This window comes from Bacillota bacterium, assembly GCA_013178045.1.
GTDB lineage: Bacteria > Bacillota > Ch66 > Ch66 > Ch66 > Ch66.
Window position 1 is genome coordinate 120,067 of sequence record JABLXP010000004.1, and the last position, 17,750, is coordinate 137,816.

The 17,750-nt window shown below is 54.2% G+C and carries 17 protein-coding genes; all 17 read left to right on the forward strand.

Annotated features, from left to right (window positions below):
• Positions 1-14: 14 nt before the first annotated feature.
• Positions 15-1,967 (forward strand): U32 family peptidase, encoded by a 1,953-nt coding sequence (locus HPY81_04000; GenBank protein NPV26621.1) that lies wholly within the window; start codon positions 15-17, stop codon positions 1,965-1,967.
• A 45-nt stretch (positions 1,968-2,012) separates the two neighbouring features.
• Positions 2,013-2,504: a DivIVA domain-containing protein gene (locus HPY81_04005; GenBank protein NPV26622.1), complete on the forward strand. Its 492-nt coding sequence runs from the start codon at positions 2,013-2,015 to the stop codon at positions 2,502-2,504.
• Between the two features lie 27 nt (positions 2,505-2,531).
• A complete protein-coding gene (locus HPY81_04010) occupies positions 2,532-2,816 on the forward strand; it encodes a YggU family protein (GenBank protein ID NPV26623.1) in 285 nt (94 codons plus the stop codon).
• Positions 2,817-3,312: 496 nt separating this feature from the next.
• Positions 3,313-6,105: an isoleucine--tRNA ligase gene (ileS, locus tag HPY81_04015; protein NPV26624.1), complete on the forward strand. Its 2,793-nt coding sequence runs from the start codon at positions 3,313-3,315 to the stop codon at positions 6,103-6,105.
• A gap of 5 nt (positions 6,106-6,110) precedes the next feature.
• Positions 6,111-6,398 carry an ACT domain-containing protein gene (locus HPY81_04020; GenBank protein ID NPV26625.1) on the forward strand — a complete coding sequence of 96 codons (288 nt, stop codon included), beginning with the start codon at positions 6,111-6,113 and terminating at the stop codon, positions 6,396-6,398.
• A 26-nt stretch (positions 6,399-6,424) separates the two neighbouring features.
• Positions 6,425-7,783, forward strand: a complete 1,359-nt coding sequence (locus tag HPY81_04025) for a PFL family protein (GenBank protein ID NPV26626.1) — start codon at positions 6,425-6,427, stop codon at positions 7,781-7,783.
• A 199-nt stretch (positions 7,784-7,982) separates the two neighbouring features.
• Positions 7,983-8,285 (forward strand): hypothetical protein, encoded by a 303-nt coding sequence (locus HPY81_04030; protein ID NPV26627.1) that lies wholly within the window; start codon positions 7,983-7,985, stop codon positions 8,283-8,285.
• A gap of 12 nt (positions 8,286-8,297) precedes the next feature.
• Positions 8,298-8,993 carry a conjugal transfer protein TraR gene (locus tag HPY81_04035; GenBank protein NPV26628.1) on the forward strand — a complete coding sequence of 232 codons (696 nt, stop codon included), beginning with the start codon at positions 8,298-8,300 and terminating at the stop codon, positions 8,991-8,993.
• 204 nt (positions 8,994-9,197) lie between these two features.
• The gene (locus HPY81_04040) at positions 9,198-10,367 is read left to right on the forward strand and encodes a glycosyltransferase family 4 protein (GenBank protein ID NPV26629.1); all 1,170 of its coding nucleotides are present in this window, start codon (positions 9,198-9,200) and stop codon (positions 10,365-10,367) included.
• Positions 10,368-10,384: 17 nt separating this feature from the next.
• On the forward strand, positions 10,385-10,834 hold the full coding sequence (gene lspA / locus HPY81_04045) for a signal peptidase II (GenBank protein ID NPV26630.1): 450 nt from the start codon (positions 10,385-10,387) through the stop codon (positions 10,832-10,834).
• Positions 10,835-10,849: 15 nt separating this feature from the next.
• Positions 10,850-11,821: an RluA family pseudouridine synthase gene (locus HPY81_04050; protein NPV26631.1), complete on the forward strand. Its 972-nt coding sequence runs from the start codon at positions 10,850-10,852 to the stop codon at positions 11,819-11,821.
• Positions 11,822-12,083: 262 nt separating this feature from the next.
• The gene (trpE, locus tag HPY81_04055) at positions 12,084-13,577 is read left to right on the forward strand and encodes an anthranilate synthase component I (GenBank protein NPV26632.1); all 1,494 of its coding nucleotides are present in this window, start codon (positions 12,084-12,086) and stop codon (positions 13,575-13,577) included.
• Positions 13,574-14,164 carry an aminodeoxychorismate/anthranilate synthase component II gene (locus HPY81_04060; GenBank protein NPV26633.1) on the forward strand — a complete coding sequence of 197 codons (591 nt, stop codon included), beginning with the start codon at positions 13,574-13,576 and terminating at the stop codon, positions 14,162-14,164. The genes trpE and HPY81_04060 overlap by 4 nt, the downstream gene beginning before the upstream one ends.
• The gene (gene trpD, locus HPY81_04065) at positions 14,155-15,174 is read left to right on the forward strand and encodes an anthranilate phosphoribosyltransferase (GenBank protein ID NPV26634.1); all 1,020 of its coding nucleotides are present in this window, start codon (positions 14,155-14,157) and stop codon (positions 15,172-15,174) included. Before HPY81_04060 ends, trpD begins: the two co-directional genes overlap by 10 nt.
• On the forward strand, positions 15,174-15,965 hold the full coding sequence (gene trpC / locus HPY81_04070; GenBank protein ID NPV26635.1) for an indole-3-glycerol phosphate synthase TrpC: 792 nt from the start codon (positions 15,174-15,176) through the stop codon (positions 15,963-15,965). The genes trpD and trpC overlap by 1 nt, the downstream gene beginning before the upstream one ends.
• A complete protein-coding gene (locus HPY81_04075; protein NPV26636.1) occupies positions 15,958-16,584 on the forward strand; it encodes a phosphoribosylanthranilate isomerase in 627 nt (208 codons plus the stop codon). The genes trpC and HPY81_04075 overlap by 8 nt, the downstream gene beginning before the upstream one ends.
• Positions 16,565-17,749: a tryptophan synthase subunit beta gene (gene trpB, locus HPY81_04080; GenBank protein NPV26637.1), complete on the forward strand. Its 1,185-nt coding sequence runs from the start codon at positions 16,565-16,567 to the stop codon at positions 17,747-17,749. The genes HPY81_04075 and trpB overlap by 20 nt, the downstream gene beginning before the upstream one ends.
• The last annotated feature ends 1 nt before the right edge of the window (position 17,750 follow it).

The window sequence follows — 17,750 nt, forward strand, 5'->3', positions numbered from 1 at the left end:
GGGGGTAATGCAGCGTGAACATAACTACGGTGCCATCGACAGTAGAATTACTGGCCCCGGTTGGTAAGTGGGATGTGTTGGAGACCGTCATTGCTAATGGAGCTGACGCTGTGTATTTAGGCGGAAAGAAGCTGAACATGCGGATGTGGCGGTCGGAATTCAATTTTTCCGATGAAGCCCTCCAGGATGCTGTTGCTTATGCTCATGAGCGGGGGAAGAAAGTTTACGTTACCGTCAATAACCTATATTTTACTGATGAGTTGAATGAACTAGCGGCCTACCTGGAATCTTTGCACCAGATGGCGGTGGATGCTTTGATTGTCCAGGATATGGCCGTTCCGTATTTGTGTCAGCAACTTGGTCTTAACATGCCTCTTCATGTCAGTGTTCAGGCTAATACCCATAGCATTGAAGGGGTTAAAGCTCTCCAGGCGATGGGGATCAGTCGGGTGATTATTTCCAAGGGCTTGTCTCTGGAAGAAGTCTATCAACTGCGACAGGCCACCGGGGTGGAGATCGAGTATTTTATTCACGGCGATATTTGTGTGGCGCAGACGGGGCTGTGTTACACGAGCAGTTTAATTTTTGGGGAGAGCAGTAATCGCGGGCGGTGCATGAAACCATGCCGCTGGACCTATGATTTGATTGATCGCCAAGGCCGACGGATAGACCTGGGTGGCCGGGGACGGTATTTATTGGCCAATAAAGACCTGTGCCTTTATCCTTTCATTCCTGAATTGATTCAGGCGGGGATTTGTTCATTCAAAATTGAAGGGAGGATGCGTGAAGCGGCTTATCTGGGACCGATCGTGCGCGCTTACCGGGAGGCGATCGACCGTTACCTGGCTGATCCCGCGGGTTATCGCCTGAACACGGCTGTCTGGAGAGAAATGATCGCTAATCGAGCCCGTGATTTTTCTTCCTGCTACGCGTTCAAGCACCCCGGCGAGCAAGGAATCGGTTATTCTGGGGAACGGGAACCCAAGTTTCCGACCCGGCCCATCCCCCACCCGACGATTTCCCTCGGGGATGTTGAACAGCTGGCAAACAGCACGGGATGTACAACTAGTTCTAAACCTGTTTTAGCTGTACGAGTAGGGACGCGGGAAGCAGCGGCCAGAGCGGTGGAAGCGGGAGCGGAAATGATCTATGTCGGTGGCGAAGTGCCGACAACAGAGCAAACGGGTTGGGGTGAGCGAGAGTTACGCGAGGCGATTAAGTTAGGTCACCAGCAGGGCTGCCAGGTGGTGGTCACTACACCACAAATCACGACCCGACGGGAACTGCACGAGTTTGCATATTTGCTGTCCCGCTTGTCCGACCTGGAGGCTGACGGGGTGATGGTCGGCAACTGGGGAACCCTGTATCTGGCCAGTCAAATGAGTCCAGTACCGATCTATACTGATTATTCGCTGAATGTGACTAACACCGCTACCCTTGATCTGCTCCGGAAACGCTGGCGGGTTACCCAGGTGACGGTTTCGTTAGAATTAGCCTCCGCTCAGGTGGCCCCTCTGGCCAGCGAGTACCCCGTGGAACTGGTTGTCCACGGCCAGATAGCGGGGATGGTCATGGATTACTGCCTGCCAGGTGCCCTGCTCGCGGGGTCGACGAAACAAGATCCCTGCCCGCGTCCCTGTCAGGATATGGAGTATTTCCTGCGCGATGACTGCGGTCAGGATTACCGGATTGTTGCTGATCAGTATTGCCGTAACCATTTATTAATGCCGTTTGACCTGTGTTTGCTCCCCTACTTGCCTGAGTGGAGCCAGTTTGGTCTGGCCTCTGTCCGGATCGAGGGGCAGTATTACGATGCGGAAACGGTGGGGCGATTGACCAGAATTTACCGGCATAACCTGGACCGGCTGGCGCAAGAGGCTGACGGATACCGTTTGCCATTAAGTGTTTGGACGGAGCTCCAGGAGATTCATCCTCAAGGCTGTATGGCGGGAGCCTATAATAAATAGTTTGCGTATAACCTCAATAAGAATCAAGGAGGTATGATTTGGGCGATGCTAACGCCGGTGGACATCTTGAATCAGGAGTTTCGCAAATCACTGCGGGGATACAATGAGGACGAGGTTGATGCTTTTTTAGAGAAGGTGGGGCGTGATTACGAACGGCTCTACCGCGAAAACCTGGATCTAAAGGAACAACTTCAGCAGAAGGATAATCAGTTGCAACAATACCGCCAACTGGAGGAGACGCTGCAAAATACTCTGGTGTTAGCCCAGAAATCATCGGATGATCTCAAAAGGAACGCGGAAAAAGAAGCCGACCTGATTCTTCGGGAAGCGCGGGCGAAAGCGGAAGAAATGGTGGCTCAGGCCGGGAAAAAGATGGAGAAGTTATTACAGGAGTATGAGGCATTGCAGCGGCAACTTCAGGTGTATAAAACCCAGTTGCGCTCTTTTCTCAAAGCGCAGTTGGAATTGGTGGACGCCCAACCGGAGAGCGTGCGGCTGGAACTGGCGGCTGCCCAGGAGGAAGATAAAGTCGTCTAGGTTTATTGGCAGGTGGTATGACAAGTGATCAGCGAAGTAAGAACTGTCCCTGGCGGGGTGCAAATCAAAGTCAAGATTCAACCCCGCGCGGCAAAGAACGAGTTAGCCGGCTGGCTTGATGGGATGCTGAAAATTCGCCTGACCGCTCCGCCCGTGGACGGAGAGGCCAATGCTGCTTGCGTCCAATTTTTGGCTGAGTTGTTTGCGGTACCGAAGTCGGCGGTGAAGATTGTTAATGGGCAGACTTCTCGCCATAAAACGATAGAAATCAAAGGGGTAACAGCAGAGTACGTCCATAAACTTAAGGTTTAATCTAAATTTACGGGGATACAGCTCGACAGGTAAGAAACGACTGGTCACCGGCAGTTTTCGACGGTGCTTTTGTGACCGGTAGAACATCAATGATGGAGCGGATGGGTATTTCGATAAGCTCAATAATCCGATTGATTTGTTCCGGGGGAATGCCGGGACCAGTATCGGAGAAATAGAGCACGATCTCGTCATTTATTTATTGGTGATAATTCACTCCTGATTATCAGCGTGCCACCATTGGTCATTGCCTGGATAGCGTTATTGACGATATTGATAAAGGCCTGTTTTAGGCCGGACACATTTAATAGCATCGGTGGTAGGTCCGACCTATAAGCTCGAATTATTTTAACCCTGGCGGGGACTAGAATGTCCCAATTCTTGACATCTCGTGGGTTTTTCGGATATAATGAGGGAAATTCAGAGAAAGTAACCTCTCCTCCCGTATAGTGAGCGAGAGGTTTTTGCTGTGGAAAAACCGAAAAAGAGGTGGCAAAGTGTGGAATACAATAAAACCTTGAATCTTCCCCAAACCGAGTTTCCAATGCGGGGGAATCTTCCCCAACGGGAACCAGAAATCCTCAAGTTCTGGGAAGAAATTGATATTTATAAGCAGGTTCAGGCGGCCAGTGCGGGTAAACCGAAGTTTATCCTCCACGACGGGCCGCCATATGCCAATGGGCACATTCACCTGGGACACACCCTGAACAAAGTGCTTAAGGACATGGTGGTGAAATACCGTTCGCTGGTGGGTTTTGATGCCCCATATGTCCCAGGCTGGGACACGCATGGCTTGCCCATTGAACAGCAGGCGATTAAGGCCCTGGGGCTTAATCGACACGCAACATCGATCGGGGATTTTCGCAAACGCTGCCGCGAATATGCCCTTAAATACGTGGATATTCAGCGGGAGGAGTTCAAGCGGCTGGGCATTCGCGGTGATTGGGAGAAACCCTATCTAACACTACAGCCGGAGTTTGAGGCAGAGCAGATCGGCGTTTTTGGTGAGATGGCGAAAAAAGGCTATATTTATAAAGGATTAAAACCCGTCTACTGGTGTGCCGATTGCGAAACAGCTTTGGCTGAAGCCGAGGTTGAGTACGCAGACAAAAAGTCACCATCAATCTACGTCAAGTTTGCGTTTAAAGACGCTAATGGGGTTTTCCCTGAAGAACGGGCTTATGCCATAATCTGGACTACCACCCCGTGGACGCTGCCGGCCAATACCGGGATTGCGCTGCACCCTGATTATGATTATGTTTTGCTCCAGGTGAAAGACGAATTCTACGTGCTGGCCAGGGAGTTAGTGCCAGCCGTGGTTGAAGCTTGCCATTTCGGCGACCATCGGGTGGTCAAGACCTTCAAAGGTGCCGCCCTGGAACGAGCAGTCTGCCAACATCCTTTCTTTGACCGGGAATCAGTGGTGGTGATGGGTGACCATGTTACCCTGGATCAGGGGACCGGCTGTGTCCACACTGCACCTGGACACGGTGAAGAAGACTTTGCTGTTGGTCGGGTCTACGGTTTGCGGGTTATCCAGCCCCTTGATGATAAAGGGCGTTTCACCGCTGAAGGCGGTCAATTTGCCGGAATGCATTACACCGAAGCGAACAAAGCCATTACCAAGGAATTAGAGCGCCGCGGTGCGTTGCTCAAGCTGGATGTTATTTCTCACCAGTACCCCCATTGCTGGCGCTGTAAAAACCCGATCATCTATCGGGCAACAGAACAGTGGTTTGCCTCAATCGATGGTTTCCGACAACAGGCGTTGGCGGCCATTGATCAAGTCAAATGGATTCCGGCCTGGGGACGCGACCGGATTTACAATATGGTCGCCGAACGGGGTGACTGGTGTATTTCCCGGCAACGCACCTGGGGGGTGCCGATTCCCATCTTCTACTGTACCGAGTGCAACGAAGCCATCATTAACGATGAAACCATCAAACATATTCAGGAGTTATTCCGCGAACACGGTTCTGATGTCTGGTTTATTCGACCAGCGGATGAACTGGTGCCGCCAGGATTGGCGTGTCCAGCTTGTGGCGGGACCAAGTTCCGCAAGGAGTCGGACATCATGGACGTCTGGTTTGATTCAGGGTCGAGCCATATGGCGGTTTTAGAGCAGCGCCCTGAACTCACCTGGCCGGCGGATCTTTACCTGGAGGGCAGCGATCAGCACCGAGGTTGGTTTAACTCATCCCTATCAACCGCGGTCGCCGTCCGGGGCCAGGCTCCTTATAAAGCCGTCTTGACCCATGGCTTCCTGGTGGATGAACAGGGGCGTAAGATGTCCAAATCATTGGGCAATGTCACTGATCCCCTGGATGTAATCAAACAGATGGGGGCGGATATCCTTCGCCTCTGGGTATCCTCGGCTGACTACCGTAACGATGTGGCGGCTTCCCCGAATATCTTAAAACAGGTCGCTGAAGCCTACCGTAAGATTCGTAACACCTGCCGGTACATTCTGGGCAATCTTTACGACTTTAACCCGAATACCGACCGGGTCGCGTTTGACCAGATGCCCGAGCTTGACCGCTGGGCCCTGTTGAAGTTGCACAAGCTGATCAAGCGGGTAACTGAAGCTTACGAAAACTACGAGTTTCATTTGGTCTACCACAGTGTGCATAATTTTTGTGCTGTTGATATGAGCGCATTTTATCTCGATATTATTAAGGACCGCTTGTACACCTCCGCCCCAAGTTCAGCTGTGCGACGGTCGGCTCAAACCGTGATGTATGACGTAATCCAGGCTTTGGTCAGAATGCTTACCCCGATCCTGGCGTACACCATGGAGGAAATCTGGAAGTATCTCCCCGAGGAAGCGGGTAAGCCGATCAGTGTACAACTGGCCGGATGGCCGGTGATGAATGAAAGTCTGATCGACGAGGCGCTGGAGCAGAAGTGGGAGCGGATCATCGAGCTGCGGGAAGCGGTGGCCAAGGCCCTCGAACTTGCCCGTCAGAACAAGGTGATCGGGCATTCACTGAATGCCGCTGTAACATTGGCTACTGACGACCCTGGCCTTTATCAGTTCCTGGACGAACAACGTGACGATCTGGCGACGATTTTTATTGTGTCGAAGGTTGACATTACCCGGGGAGATGGACAGACCGGCGAGGGTTACATACCGGCCGATCTACCCAGTCTCCGGATTTGGGTGACCGAGGCACCAGGGATAAAGTGTGAGCGGTGCTGGATTTATAGTGAAACGGTGGGCCAGGACCCCAAGCACTCGACGTTGTGTCAGCGTTGTGTATCGGTAATGAATGAAATTGAGTTAAAGGAGTAGAAAAGATGACCGGAGAAAGCAGCAGCCGCATTATCGTCACTGTCCTGGGTTGCGACCGGGTGGGGATCATTGCTGGTGTGGCCAATGTACTGGCCGAAGCCAATGCCAATATCTTGGACATCAGTCAGACTATTCTCCAGGAATTCTTTGTCATGATTATGATCGTTGATATGGCCAGGTGCACGGTTGACCTGAGTACCTTAAAGGAAAGACTGACCGCTAAAGGTGAGGAACTAGGTGTGCGGATCACAGCTCAACACGAAGACGTTTTTCGCTTCATGCACCGCATCTAGGAAGGAGGGTATGAGCTGTGCCGCGAATGATCAGCCCCGAAGAGATATTAGAAACCATCCGCATGGTAGAGATGGAGAATCTAGACATTCGCACTATCACCATGGGGATCAGCTTGCGCGATTGTGTTGACGCGAGTCTATCCAAACTGAAGCAAAAAATTTACGATAAGGTCACCCGCCTGGCTGCCCGTTTAGTCCCGGTAGGAGAAGAGCTGGAACGGGATTACGGCATCCCGATCATTAATAAGCGGATTTCCGTTACGCCCATTTCACTGGTTGCTGAAGGTTGTGAAACCGAAGATTACGTTGAGATCGCCCGTACCCTCGACCAGGCGGCAGCCGCGGTGGGAGTGAACTTCATCGGCGGTTATTCCGCCCTGGTGCATAAAGGTTTCACCACGGGAGACATCAAGTTAATCGAGAGCATCCCTGTGGCTTTGTCCTCAACCGAGCGCGTCTGCTCATCGGTGAATGTCGCCACCACCAAGGCCGGGATTAACATGGACGCGGTGGCCATGATGGGGCGAGTGATCAAGGAAACGGCGAGGCTGACCACTGAGCAGGACGGGATTGGCTGTGCTAAACTGGTGGTCTTTTGTAACGTGCCAGAGGACAACCCCTTTATGGCGGGGGCGTTCCACGGGGTTGGCGAGCCAGAGTGCACCTTGAACGTTGGGGTCAGTGGTCCTGGCGTAGTCCTCAACGCGGTGCGGAAGAATCCGAACAGTGATTTTGGCACGCTGGCGACGGTGATCAAGCATACCGCCTTTAAGGTGACGCGGATGGGTGAACTGATTGGTCGGCAAGCTTCCAAGCGTTTGGGGGTTCCGTTTGGAATCGTCGACCTGTCCCTGGCTCCTACGCCGGCGATTGGTGACAGCGTGGCCGACATTCTGGAGGCGATGGGCCTGGACAAGTGTGGCGCACCTGGCACGACAGCGGCCCTGGCCCTTTTAAACGACGCGGTGAAGAAGGGCGGGGCCATGGCTTCTTCCTATGTCGGTGGATTAAGCGGGGCATTTATCCCGGTCAGTGAAGACGCAGGGATGATCAGCGCGGTTGAAGCCGGCGCCCTGACGATTGAGAAGCTGGAAGCGATGACCTGTGTATGTTCAGTGGGTCTGGACATGATCGCCGTTCCCGGTGATACGCCGGCCGAGACGATCGCGGCGATCATTGCCGATGAAGCCGCTATTGGGATGATCAACAAAAAAACCACGGCGGTGCGCCTGATCCCCGCACCCGGAAAGCAGGTGGGGGACTACGTGGAGTTCGGGGGACTGCTGGGACGTGCCCCGGTGATGGCGGTGAATGCGTTCAGCCCGGCCAAATTCATCAGCCGCGGCGGCCGGATACCCGCGCCAATCCAGGCTTTGACGAATTAGAAATAACCATTTATGAATCGGGACAAAAAAGATAAGGGGTGAATGGAAATCACCTCTTTTTTGATTGACATGGAGGATGCAAAAATGAATTATCGTGAATTCCTCATAATCTACCCCAGAGGTCATTTTTTTGTGTCGGCACCAAATAAATCATCTCCTTCTGGGTAAATTAATACCGAGCGGGGGAGGTAACACCATCGTGACCGATGATTCTGAAACCAGAATAATCGTCAAGCTCAACCAGAAAATTAATGAACTGGCAGTGGCCATTGAGAAAATGAAGCTAGCGGAGTACGTGGAACTTCTCAACCGTCCATGGCGGCTCCTGTACATAAACTTCATGGCCGGCCTGGCCCGTGGACTGGGGACGGCCGTTGGCTTTACCATACTGGGGGCCGTGGTCTTAATTATTTTAGAGCGGTTGTTGGTCTGGAATCTGCCGGTGCTCGGTGGTTTTATTGCGGAGATTATTAAGATTGTGCAAACAGAAATCATGCGGTAAGGGGGCCTCAGAATGCCTGAACAGGACTTAACAGCAATTCGGCAAAAATTGCTGGCTGAACGAGCTGAACTGGTGGAGCGGATCCGGCATTTCGATGACGGCGGATTGGCGGAGCCGATGGGAAATTCGGTTGATGAACTATCAAGTTATGATAACCATCCCGCCGATTTGGGAAGTGAAATGTTCGAGCGGGGTAAAGACCTGGCCTTGCGAGAAAACGCGAAAATCCAGCTCATGAAAGTTGACGAAGCTTTGAAGCGACTTGAAGAGGGCCGGTATGGGATTTGTGAGCACTGTGGACAGCCAATCCCGTCAGAACGGTTGGAAGCGGTGCCGACAGCTTCCCTCTGCCTTAACTGCAAAGCCAATGAAGAACCGCCTGACCGCAGTGTCCGACCGGTTGAAGAGGATGTCGTTGAACTTCCGTTTGGCCAGCGGAACTATGATCTGGAAGGCGAGCCCGGGGTGAGTATGTATGATGGAGAGGATGCCTGGCAGGAGGTGGCGCGTTACAGCGAGCACGCCTGGTTTTCCAGGGCCGGGGCTTACTACGGACCAATTGGGATGGAGGAAGAGGATGTCGGCGCTGTAGAAGACGTAGAGAAAATTCCCTACGTCAGGGGTAAGGATGGAATGTTATATAAGGATTTTCGGGGATTGGATGACGAGGATATCCCCCTGGAAAGAACGGATCGCGCGGTCGATTGACCAGTTCGCCCACCATCTGGTGGGCTTTTTCATCTGTTCACAACATTTTATCTCAACAGAAGAATTATTGTACGCAAACGGTATAAGTTAATGAAAAGGGAAACTCAGTGAGATAATAACACATAAGATTTATTTAAAGATTATTTGTCAAAAGGAAAACTATAAGCCGAGCACGAATAAATATTGGGGGAGGGAGGATTTGGCGTGAACATTGGTGTGTTTTCTGACAGCTATCGGCCATACGTCAGCGGCGTCGTGACCTCGATCGAAACCTTCACCCAGGAATTGAACAGTCTAGGCCATTCGGTTTATATTTTTGCCCCTCGTTATCCTAACTACGTTGAGACTAATCCGAACATCTTCCGGTTTCTTTCCGTCCGGCCGCCAACTAACCCTGATTTCAGTCTGGCGGTTCCCATTTCTCCTCGCCTGGGTTATACCATCAAGCGGTTGCAGCTGGACATTATTCATGTCCATTCACCATTCTTGTTAGGTCGGCTTGGCGCTCGCTATGCCCGGCGCTATCGGATACCGTTGGTCTTCACCTACCACACTTTGTATGACCAGTACGTGCATTATGTGCCCTTTGGACAAAGGCTGACACGGGATCTGATGGTTCATTGGAGCCGGCACTTCTGCAATCAGTGCGACCTGGTAATCACTCCGAGTTCAAAGGTGAAAGAATTATTGCGTCAGTACGGGGTGAAAGTGCCGATCAAGGTATTGCCGACGGGGATCAACGTTGATAAGTTTGCGACGGGAGATTCTGTCTGGGTCCGTCAGCGGTATCACCTCAACCCGAAGACGAAAATTTTGTTATTTGTCGGGCGTTTGGGAAAAGAAAAAAACGTCGATTTTCTGTTATACGCCTACCGCCAGGTTGTTGACCATTTCCCGGACAGTGTGTTACTGATCGTGGCGAGAGGACCTGAAGAGCAGGCGATGCGAGATTTAGCCAGGGAACTGGGTCTGGGTGAACGGGTTATATTTACCGGATTTCTTCAGGGAAATGAGCTGGTTAATTGCTACCACGGCGCCGACCTTTTTGTTTTTCCTTCGGTGACCGAGACCCAGGGTTTGGTTTTAGTGGAAGCGATGGCGGCGCGACTGCCGGTGGTGGCGATTAATGCTTTCGGGGTGGCCGATATGGTCAGCCACGGTCTGGATGGACTGTTAACCGAGCAATCTTTAACTGCCTTTAGTTCAGCGATTATCGAACTGCTGCAGGATGACGCACGGCGAGCGGCGATGAAAGAACAGGCCTGGCTGAAGGCGCAGCGGCTCTCTTCGCGCAACATGACCCTCGAACTGGTTCGGGTTTACCAGCATTTAATCGACTTGCGGAAGCGGAACGATTACGCTACGGGCAGTTAACTGAAGGGAGAAAGAGCATGTTTTTTATAACAGCCTTGTTAATCCTGGGACTGGATCAAGGGACCAAATACCTGGTCCAGGCGGAGATGATGCCGGGCCAGTCAATCCCCATCTGGCCGGGGGTATTTCACCTGACTTATGTGGAGAACCCGGGAGCGGCCTTTGGCTTGCTGGCCAATCAGACCGGCTTTTTTATCCTGGTGTCTATCGTGGTCATCATTGGGGTCATTGTGGTTTACCGACGGATGGCCCGTGACAACCGGTGGCTGAAGTATGGCCTGGCGATCCAGCTCGGGGGTGCCATGGGTAATCTCATTGACCGAATTCGCTTCGGCCACGTGATTGACTTTTTCGATCTGCGGGTTTGGCCGGTCTTTAATGTTGCCGACATGGCGATAGTGGTCGGGGTGGCCATTCTGTGCTTGGAACTGTTGCGCCTGCCCAGTGATAAGGTTGAGACCCTCTGAAGGGGTGCCAGGAACATGGAGACGAAACAATCGGTTTTTTCGGCGGCTGAAGCTGATTTCGCCGACGAGCCATTCATTTATCTGGTTGAGCCTGAGGAGGCGGTGACAAGAGTAGATATTTTTCTGGCCCGGCGCCATTCATCAATATCCCGGACCCACGTGCAGAAGTTGATCGCGGAGGGGTTGGTCACGGTCAATGGCCAGAGCGTGAAGGCTAACTACAAACTGCGCGCCGGTGATCAGGTTGAGTTTATTTTGCCACCCCCGGTCGAGCTGGAAGTTCTCCCAGAACCAATTCCCCTGGATGTGTTGTATGAAGACGCGGATGTGATTGTCGTCAACAAACCCCAGGGGATGGTGGTCCACCCGGCCCACGGCAACTACCACGGGACGCTGGTCAATGCCCTCCTGGCGCACTGTCGCGATTTATCTGGGATCAATGGGGTGCTCCGGCCGGGGATCGTGCACCGGCTTGATAAAGACACCTCGGGAGTGCTGGTGGTGGCCAAAAACGATCAGGCCTACCAGAATTTGGCCGAGCAAATCAAGGCTCACGAAGTCACCCGGCGTTACGTGGCTCTGGTCCACGGGGTTATGCGAGAGCCAGCCGGCGAGATTGAAGCTCCCATCGGGCGCGACCCGCACGACCGTAAAAGGATGGCGGTCGTCAACCAAGGAGGCAAGGAGGCGATCACCGGCTACCGGGTGCTGGAACGCTTTCAGGACTACACTCTGATCGAGGCCAGATTAAAGACTGGCCGTACCCATCAGATTCGGGTGCACATGGCTTTTCTGGGGCACCCGGTTGTTGGGGATCCCGTTTATGGTCCGCGTAAAGCCCACTTTGGCCTCCGCGGGCAGGCCCTGCACGCAGAAGTTCTGGGGTTTAAGCACCCGCGAACGGGGGAGTATCTGGAATTTACGGCTCCGCTGCCGGCCTATTTTAGTGAATTGCTGAAGCGGTTGCGAGAAAAGAGATGTGAATGAGCCAAAATGTACAACCTGGTGATTGACAGATGAATCACCGATTGACTATAATAGATATAGCTCCCGGCCCGGTTGGTGGGGTCTGGAGTGAGTGTAAGAGCTGAGTGATGTACGACAATCACATATGCGATGAGCAGAGCAGAGTTGAGATGAGATTAGTCGAGCTGAGATGAGTAATAGGGGATTGTGTGTCTTTTCGTGACCTTGAACCAGTACTCATTTGAGTGCTGGTTTTTTGTTTTCACAGGGAGGGGTGGGGAAAATGATTTTTCCAGCCGAAGAGGAATACCTGCAGGCGGCGTCGCGTTACGGAGTGATTCCGGTGTGGGAGGAGTTGGTCGTTGACCTGGAGACCCCGATTTCAATTTACCAGAAAGTGGCTACCGGTGATTACTCTTATCTGCTGGAAAGTGTTGCGGGGGGCGAGCAGTTGGCCCGGTACTCGTTTATTGGGTTTGATCCTTTTCTGATCTTTAAAGCAAAAGGCAATACGCTGGAAATTGAAGAGACCGGACGGAAACGGGTGGAAACGGGTGAGCCGTTGGGTAAGTTAAGGGAACTGGTTACTGGTCTGCGGGTCAGACCGCTGCCGGACCAACCGCGTTTTTTTGGGGGCGCTGTGGGCTATTTCGGCTACGATGTGGTTCGCCAGTGGGAGCATCTGCCGGTATTGGCCGTGGACGATCTGGGGTTACCGGACTGTTATTTTGTCTTGACCAGGACCGTCCTGATCTATGACCACGTCAGGCATCGTTTGAAGATAGTTGTCCTGCTCCCGCACGGGAACAACCCGCCCGGCGCTTATGCTGAAGCTGTGGCCACCATCAAAGAGATTAAACATCGTCTCGGAACGGTGTCGAATAGCGAGCGGAAACTGTGCGGTCAGAAGCCCGGTGTGGTTGGTCCGTCAAATTCCATGCCGGTGATGGCGAACATCACCCGCGAAGAGTTCCTTCAGCGGGTCAAGCGCGCCCAGGAATATATCAGAGCCGGGGACATTTTTCAGGTGGTCCTATCCCAGCGGTTTCAACAGGTTATTCGGGTGGATCCGTTTGCGGTCTACCGGGTGCTGCGCTCGCTTAACCCTTCTCCCTACATGTATTACCTGAACTTTCGGGAACTCCAACTGATTGGGTCTTCCCCAGAAATGCTGGTGCGAGTAGAAAATGGCCGGGTGGAGACTCACCCCATCGCCGGTACGCGCCCGCGCGATCCGAACCCGGCAGTTGACGAGGCTTTGGCGCAGGAACTGCGGGCGGACCCGAAAGAGCGGGCCGAACACATCATGCTGGTTGATCTGGGGAGAAACGATCTGGGACGGGTTTGTGCGTATGGTTCAGTGCAGGTGACCAGATTTATGGAAATCGAGCGTTATTCTCACGTTATGCATCTGGTCTCGACGGTGCAAGGCCAGCTTTCGCCCGATAGTGATGCTTACGCAGCCTTGAAGGCCTGTTTTCCCGCGGGAACGGTTTCCGGGGCCCCGAAGATCCGGGCGATGGAGATCATTGAGGAACTGGAGCCCAACCGGCGGGGCCCTTACGCGGGCGCGATTGGCTATCTCGGTTTTAACGGTAATCTTGATTCCTGTATTACGATCAGAACGATCGTGGTTAAGGACGGGATGGCCTATGTTCAGACCGGGGCGGGGATTGTGGCTGATTCTGAACCGGAAAAAGAGTATGAAGAAACACTGAACAAGGCCAAAGCTCTGCTCAAGGCGCTAAATCTGGCTGAAGGGGACGAGGTTCTTTGATCCTCATGATCGATAACTATGATTCTTTTACCTTTAACCTGGTCCAGTACCTGGGGGAACTGGGGCAGGAAATTCGGGTTTACCGCAACGACCAGATTTCTCTGACGGAGATTCAAAAACTGGCGCCGCAAGCCATCGTGCTCTCGCCCGGCCCGCGGACGCCAGCCGAAGCGGGGATCTCGCTGGCGGTGGTTCAGGCTTTTGCGGGGCAAATCCCCATCCTAGGCGTTTGTCTGGGACACCAGGCCATTGGTCAGGCTTTTGGGGGCCAGGTAGTACCGGCCGACCGGCTCATGCACGGGAAAACCTCGGAAATCTGGCATGACGGTCGAGGCATCTATGCGGGACTGCCCAATCCCTTCATTGCCACCCGCTACCATTCTCTGGTCGTCAGCCGCGAATCGTTGCCAGCTTGTCTAGAAATTACCGCCCAGACGCCGGCGGGTGAGATCATGGGGCTGCGGCACCGGCAGTACCTGGTGGAGGGGGTCCAGTTCCACCCCGAGTCGATCCTTACGGAAGCCGGCCGGATGCTGCTGGCCAACTTCCTTAAAATGTGCGGAAAGGAGGAAGCAAAATGGAATTAAAAAAGGCCATTGATAAGGTGATCAACTACTATCACCTCAGCGAGGAAGAAGCCGAAGAAACAATGAGTCTGATCATGGATGGCGAAGCGACGCCAGCGCAGATCGCGGCCCTGATTACGGCCCTGCGGTTAAAAGGGGAAACCGTCGAGGAAATCACGGGTTTTGCCCGGGCGATGCGGGCCAGGGTGAGGAAGATTGCCCCGCGTCATCAGCGGCTAATTGACACCTGTGGGACCGGTGGCGACCAGCGGTTTACCTTTAACATTTCCACCACCGCAGCCTTTGTGGTGGCCGGGGCAGGCCTGCCGGTAGCCAAGCATGGGAATCGCTCTGTTTCCAGCCGGTGCGGCAGCGCAGATGTTCTGGAAGCCCTGGGGGTGAAAGTGACGATTTTGCCTGAACAGGTGGAGCGCTGTTTGGAGGAAATTGGGATCGGGTTTCTCTTTGCACCGACTTTTCATGAGGCGATGAAACACGCGGTCGCTCCCCGACGCGAGATCGGCATCCGCACGGTGTTCAATTTGTTGGGACCGCTGACCAATCCCGCCGGGGCGCAGGTGCAGGTGCTGGGGGTCTACGACGCCAGTCTGACCGGGATCATGGCCCGCGTTTTACGTCGTTTGGGGGTAGAACGGGCCATGGTGGTGCACGGTGAGGACGGACTGGATGAAATCACCCATACCGGCCGGACCAGGGTAAGTGAATTGAACAATGGTGAAATCAGGACGTATTACCTGGACCCGACCGATCTTGGCCTGTCCCGGGGCGAACTGAAAGATATTGTCGGCGGTTCGGCGGAAGAGAATGCCCGGATTACGCGCGAGGTCTTGAGCGGTCGGCCGGGACCATGCCGGAATGTGGTTTTGCTGAATGCGGCGGCGGCGCTGCTGGTGGGAGGAAAAGTTGATCACCTGCGCGACGGTGTGCAGCTGGCGGCGGAAGTGATTGATTCTGGCGCCGCCCTGGCCAAGCTGGAGGGAATGATCGCTTTTACGCGGAGGTGTGACTGATGTTTCTCGAACGCATCGTGGCGCACAAACGAGAGGAAGTTGCTCGGCTGCAGACATGCTTCCCGGTTAAGGAGTTGAAAAAACGGGCGGCCGATGCTCCACCGACCAGGGATTTTTATCAAGCAATTCAAAGAGATGGGCCGCAGGTAAATCTAATCGCTGAGATCAAGAAGGCTTCGCCATCGCGCGGGGTAATCCGCGCCGATTTTTGTCCACGGGAAATTGCCCGGACTTACGACCTGGCCGGCGCCAAAGCAATTTCGGTTTTAACCGAGGAAAAATTTTTTCTCGGCCATCCCAAGTACCTTCAGCAGGTTAAAGCAGTTACCCCTCTTCCCCTCCTGCGCAAGGATTTCATTATTGTTCCTTACCAGGTCTATGAATCGCGCGTTCTGGGGGCCGATGCCATCCTGTTGATCGCGGCCATCTTAGAACAAAGCCAGCTTGAGGAATGTCTGGGGTTGGCGGGGGAATTGGGTCTGGCCGTCCTGGTCGAAGTCCACACCGCCGCTGAACTCACCCGCGTATTAGCGACCGGTGCGGAAATAATCGGGATCAATAACCGCAACCTGGATGATTTCCAAACTGATTTGGCCACCACTTTTTCCCTGGCGCCGTCTGTACCGGCCGGCAAAGTGGTGGTTAGTGAAAGTGGGATCCGGACTGCTGCGGAGATCGGCTGGCTGGCGGCCAGCGGCGTGCACGCGGTGCTGGTCGGCGAAACCTTGATGCAGGCCGCGGACATTGGGCAGGCGGTGAAGCGGTTGATAGGAGGGCAGTCCCGTGGTTAGAGTCAAGATCTGTGGAATCTCGACCATCGAAGAAGCGCTGGCGGCGGTTGACGCCGGCGCCCACGCCCTGGGCTTTGTTTTCGCCGCCAGCCCCCGGCAAGTCACCCCGGTGATTGTTCGTCGAATCGTTCGGGAGCTGCCGCCACTGATCAGTAAAGTTGGGGTGTTTGTTAACGCCGGTCAAGAAACGGTCGCCGAGATCGCTGATTACTGTCACCTCGATGTCCTGCAGTTTCATGGCGAGGAGACGCCAGAAGATTGCCAGGGTTGGCGGCAGCCTGTGATCAAGGCCTTTCGGGTCAAGGACCGCTCTTTTCTCAAGGAACTCCCCAAATACCGGGTGGCGGCCTATCTGCTGGATGCCTTTGTCCCGGGGAAGATGGGGGGCACCGGGACCAGCTTCAATTGGGAACTGGCGCGGGAGGCGAAGCGGCATGGCCCAATTATCTTGGCGGGTGGAATCAAGAGGGAGAATGTGGTGCAGGCCCTCCGTGTCGTAGAACCCTTTGCCATTGATGTGAGCAGCGGGGTCGAGACCGGGGGCAGGAAGGATCCGCAAAAGATCATGTCTTTGATGGCTGAAGTAAGGAGGGTCAATGATGAGCTTACCAGACGGTAATGGACACTTTGGGATTTTTGGCGGACGGTTTGTGACGGAAACCCTCATGCCCGCCTTGGAGGAATTAACCCGGGCTTATGAGGAGGCCAGGAATGACCCGGCGTTTCAAGAGGAGTTTCGCTATTATCTGAGAGAGTATATTGGGCGGCCCAGCCCGCTCTACTTTGCCGAGCGGTTGACCCGCCAGCTGGGAGGGGCCAGAATTTATCTCAAACGCGAGGACCTTAACCACACCGGCGCCCACAAGATCAATAACACCATGGGGCAGGTGCTCCTGGCCAGACGGATGGGCAAAAACCGCGTGATCGCTGAAACCGGGGCCGGCCAGCACGGCGTGGCCACCGCGACCGCGGCCGCGATGTTCGAGCTGAATTGTACCGTCTTTATAGGCGAAGAAGACATCCGGCGTCAGGAGTTAAATGTCTGCCGGATGAGGCTGCTGGGGGCCGAGGTCGTGCCGGTGAGCAGTGGGAGCCGGACCTTAAAAGACGCGATGAACGAAGCCATCCGCGACTGGGTGACCAATGTCCAGCATACCCATTATTTGCTGGGTTCAGTGGGCGGTCCCCATCCCTACCCGATGATGGTGCGGGATTTCCAGGCGGTCATCGGGGAGGAAACCAAGGTCCAGATTCTGGCCGCGGAAGGGCGGCTGCCGGATTATCTGGTCGCCTGTGTTGGCGGCGGGAGTAACGCCATGGGACTCTTTTACCCCTTCCTGGCTGACCCGGTGGAACTGATCGGGGTTGAAGCCGCCGGGCGCGGCCTGGCGACGGGCGAGCATGCTGCCACCCTGACCGCCGGCCGGCCGGGGGTGCTCCACGGGACGCTGAGTTATTTGCTTCAAGATGAGCATGGTCAGGTGCAGCCAGCTCACTCAATTTCTGCGGGTCTGGACTACCCCGGGGTGGGACCGGAACACAGCTACCTGAAGGAGACGGGTCGGGCGAATTATACCGCAATTACGGATGAGGAAGCCCTGGAGGCGTTTCAACTCCTGGCGCGGACCGAAGGGATTATTCCCGCCCTGGAAAGCGCGCACGCTGTAGCGCAGGCGATCAAGCTGGCCCCAGGCCTGAGCCGCGATCAAATCATGGTGGTCAACCTTTCGGGGCGAGGCGACAAGGATGTCCCCACGGTGGCCAGGGTATTGGGGGTGAAGTAGC

Excerpts from the sequence above, each read along its gene's own strand:
- trpC (NPV26635.1), top strand. The coding sequence starts at position 15,174 with ATGTTTCTCGAACGCATCGTGGCGCACAAACGAGAGGAAGTTGCTCGG.
- trpD (NPV26634.1), top strand. The coding sequence starts at position 14,155 with ATGGAATTAAAAAAGGCCATTGATAAGGTGATCAACTACTATCACCTC.
- HPY81_04035 (NPV26628.1), top strand. The coding sequence starts at position 8,298 with ATGCCTGAACAGGACTTAACAGCAATTCGGCAAAAATTGCTGGCTGAA.
- HPY81_04005 (NPV26622.1), top strand. The coding sequence starts at position 2,013 with ATGCTAACGCCGGTGGACATCTTGAATCAGGAGTTTCGCAAATCACTG.
- trpE (NPV26632.1), top strand. The coding sequence starts at position 12,084 with ATGATTTTTCCAGCCGAAGAGGAATACCTGCAGGCGGCGTCGCGTTAC.
- lspA (NPV26630.1), top strand. The coding sequence starts at position 10,385 with ATGTTTTTTATAACAGCCTTGTTAATCCTGGGACTGGATCAAGGGACC.
- HPY81_04025 (NPV26626.1), top strand. The coding sequence starts at position 6,425 with ATGATCAGCCCCGAAGAGATATTAGAAACCATCCGCATGGTAGAGATG.
- HPY81_04050 (NPV26631.1), top strand. The coding sequence starts at position 10,850 with ATGGAGACGAAACAATCGGTTTTTTCGGCGGCTGAAGCTGATTTCGCC.
- trpB (NPV26637.1), top strand. The coding sequence starts at position 16,565 with ATGAGCTTACCAGACGGTAATGGACACTTTGGGATTTTTGGCGGACGG.
- HPY81_04020 (NPV26625.1), top strand. The coding sequence starts at position 6,111 with ATGACCGGAGAAAGCAGCAGCCGCATTATCGTCACTGTCCTGGGTTGC.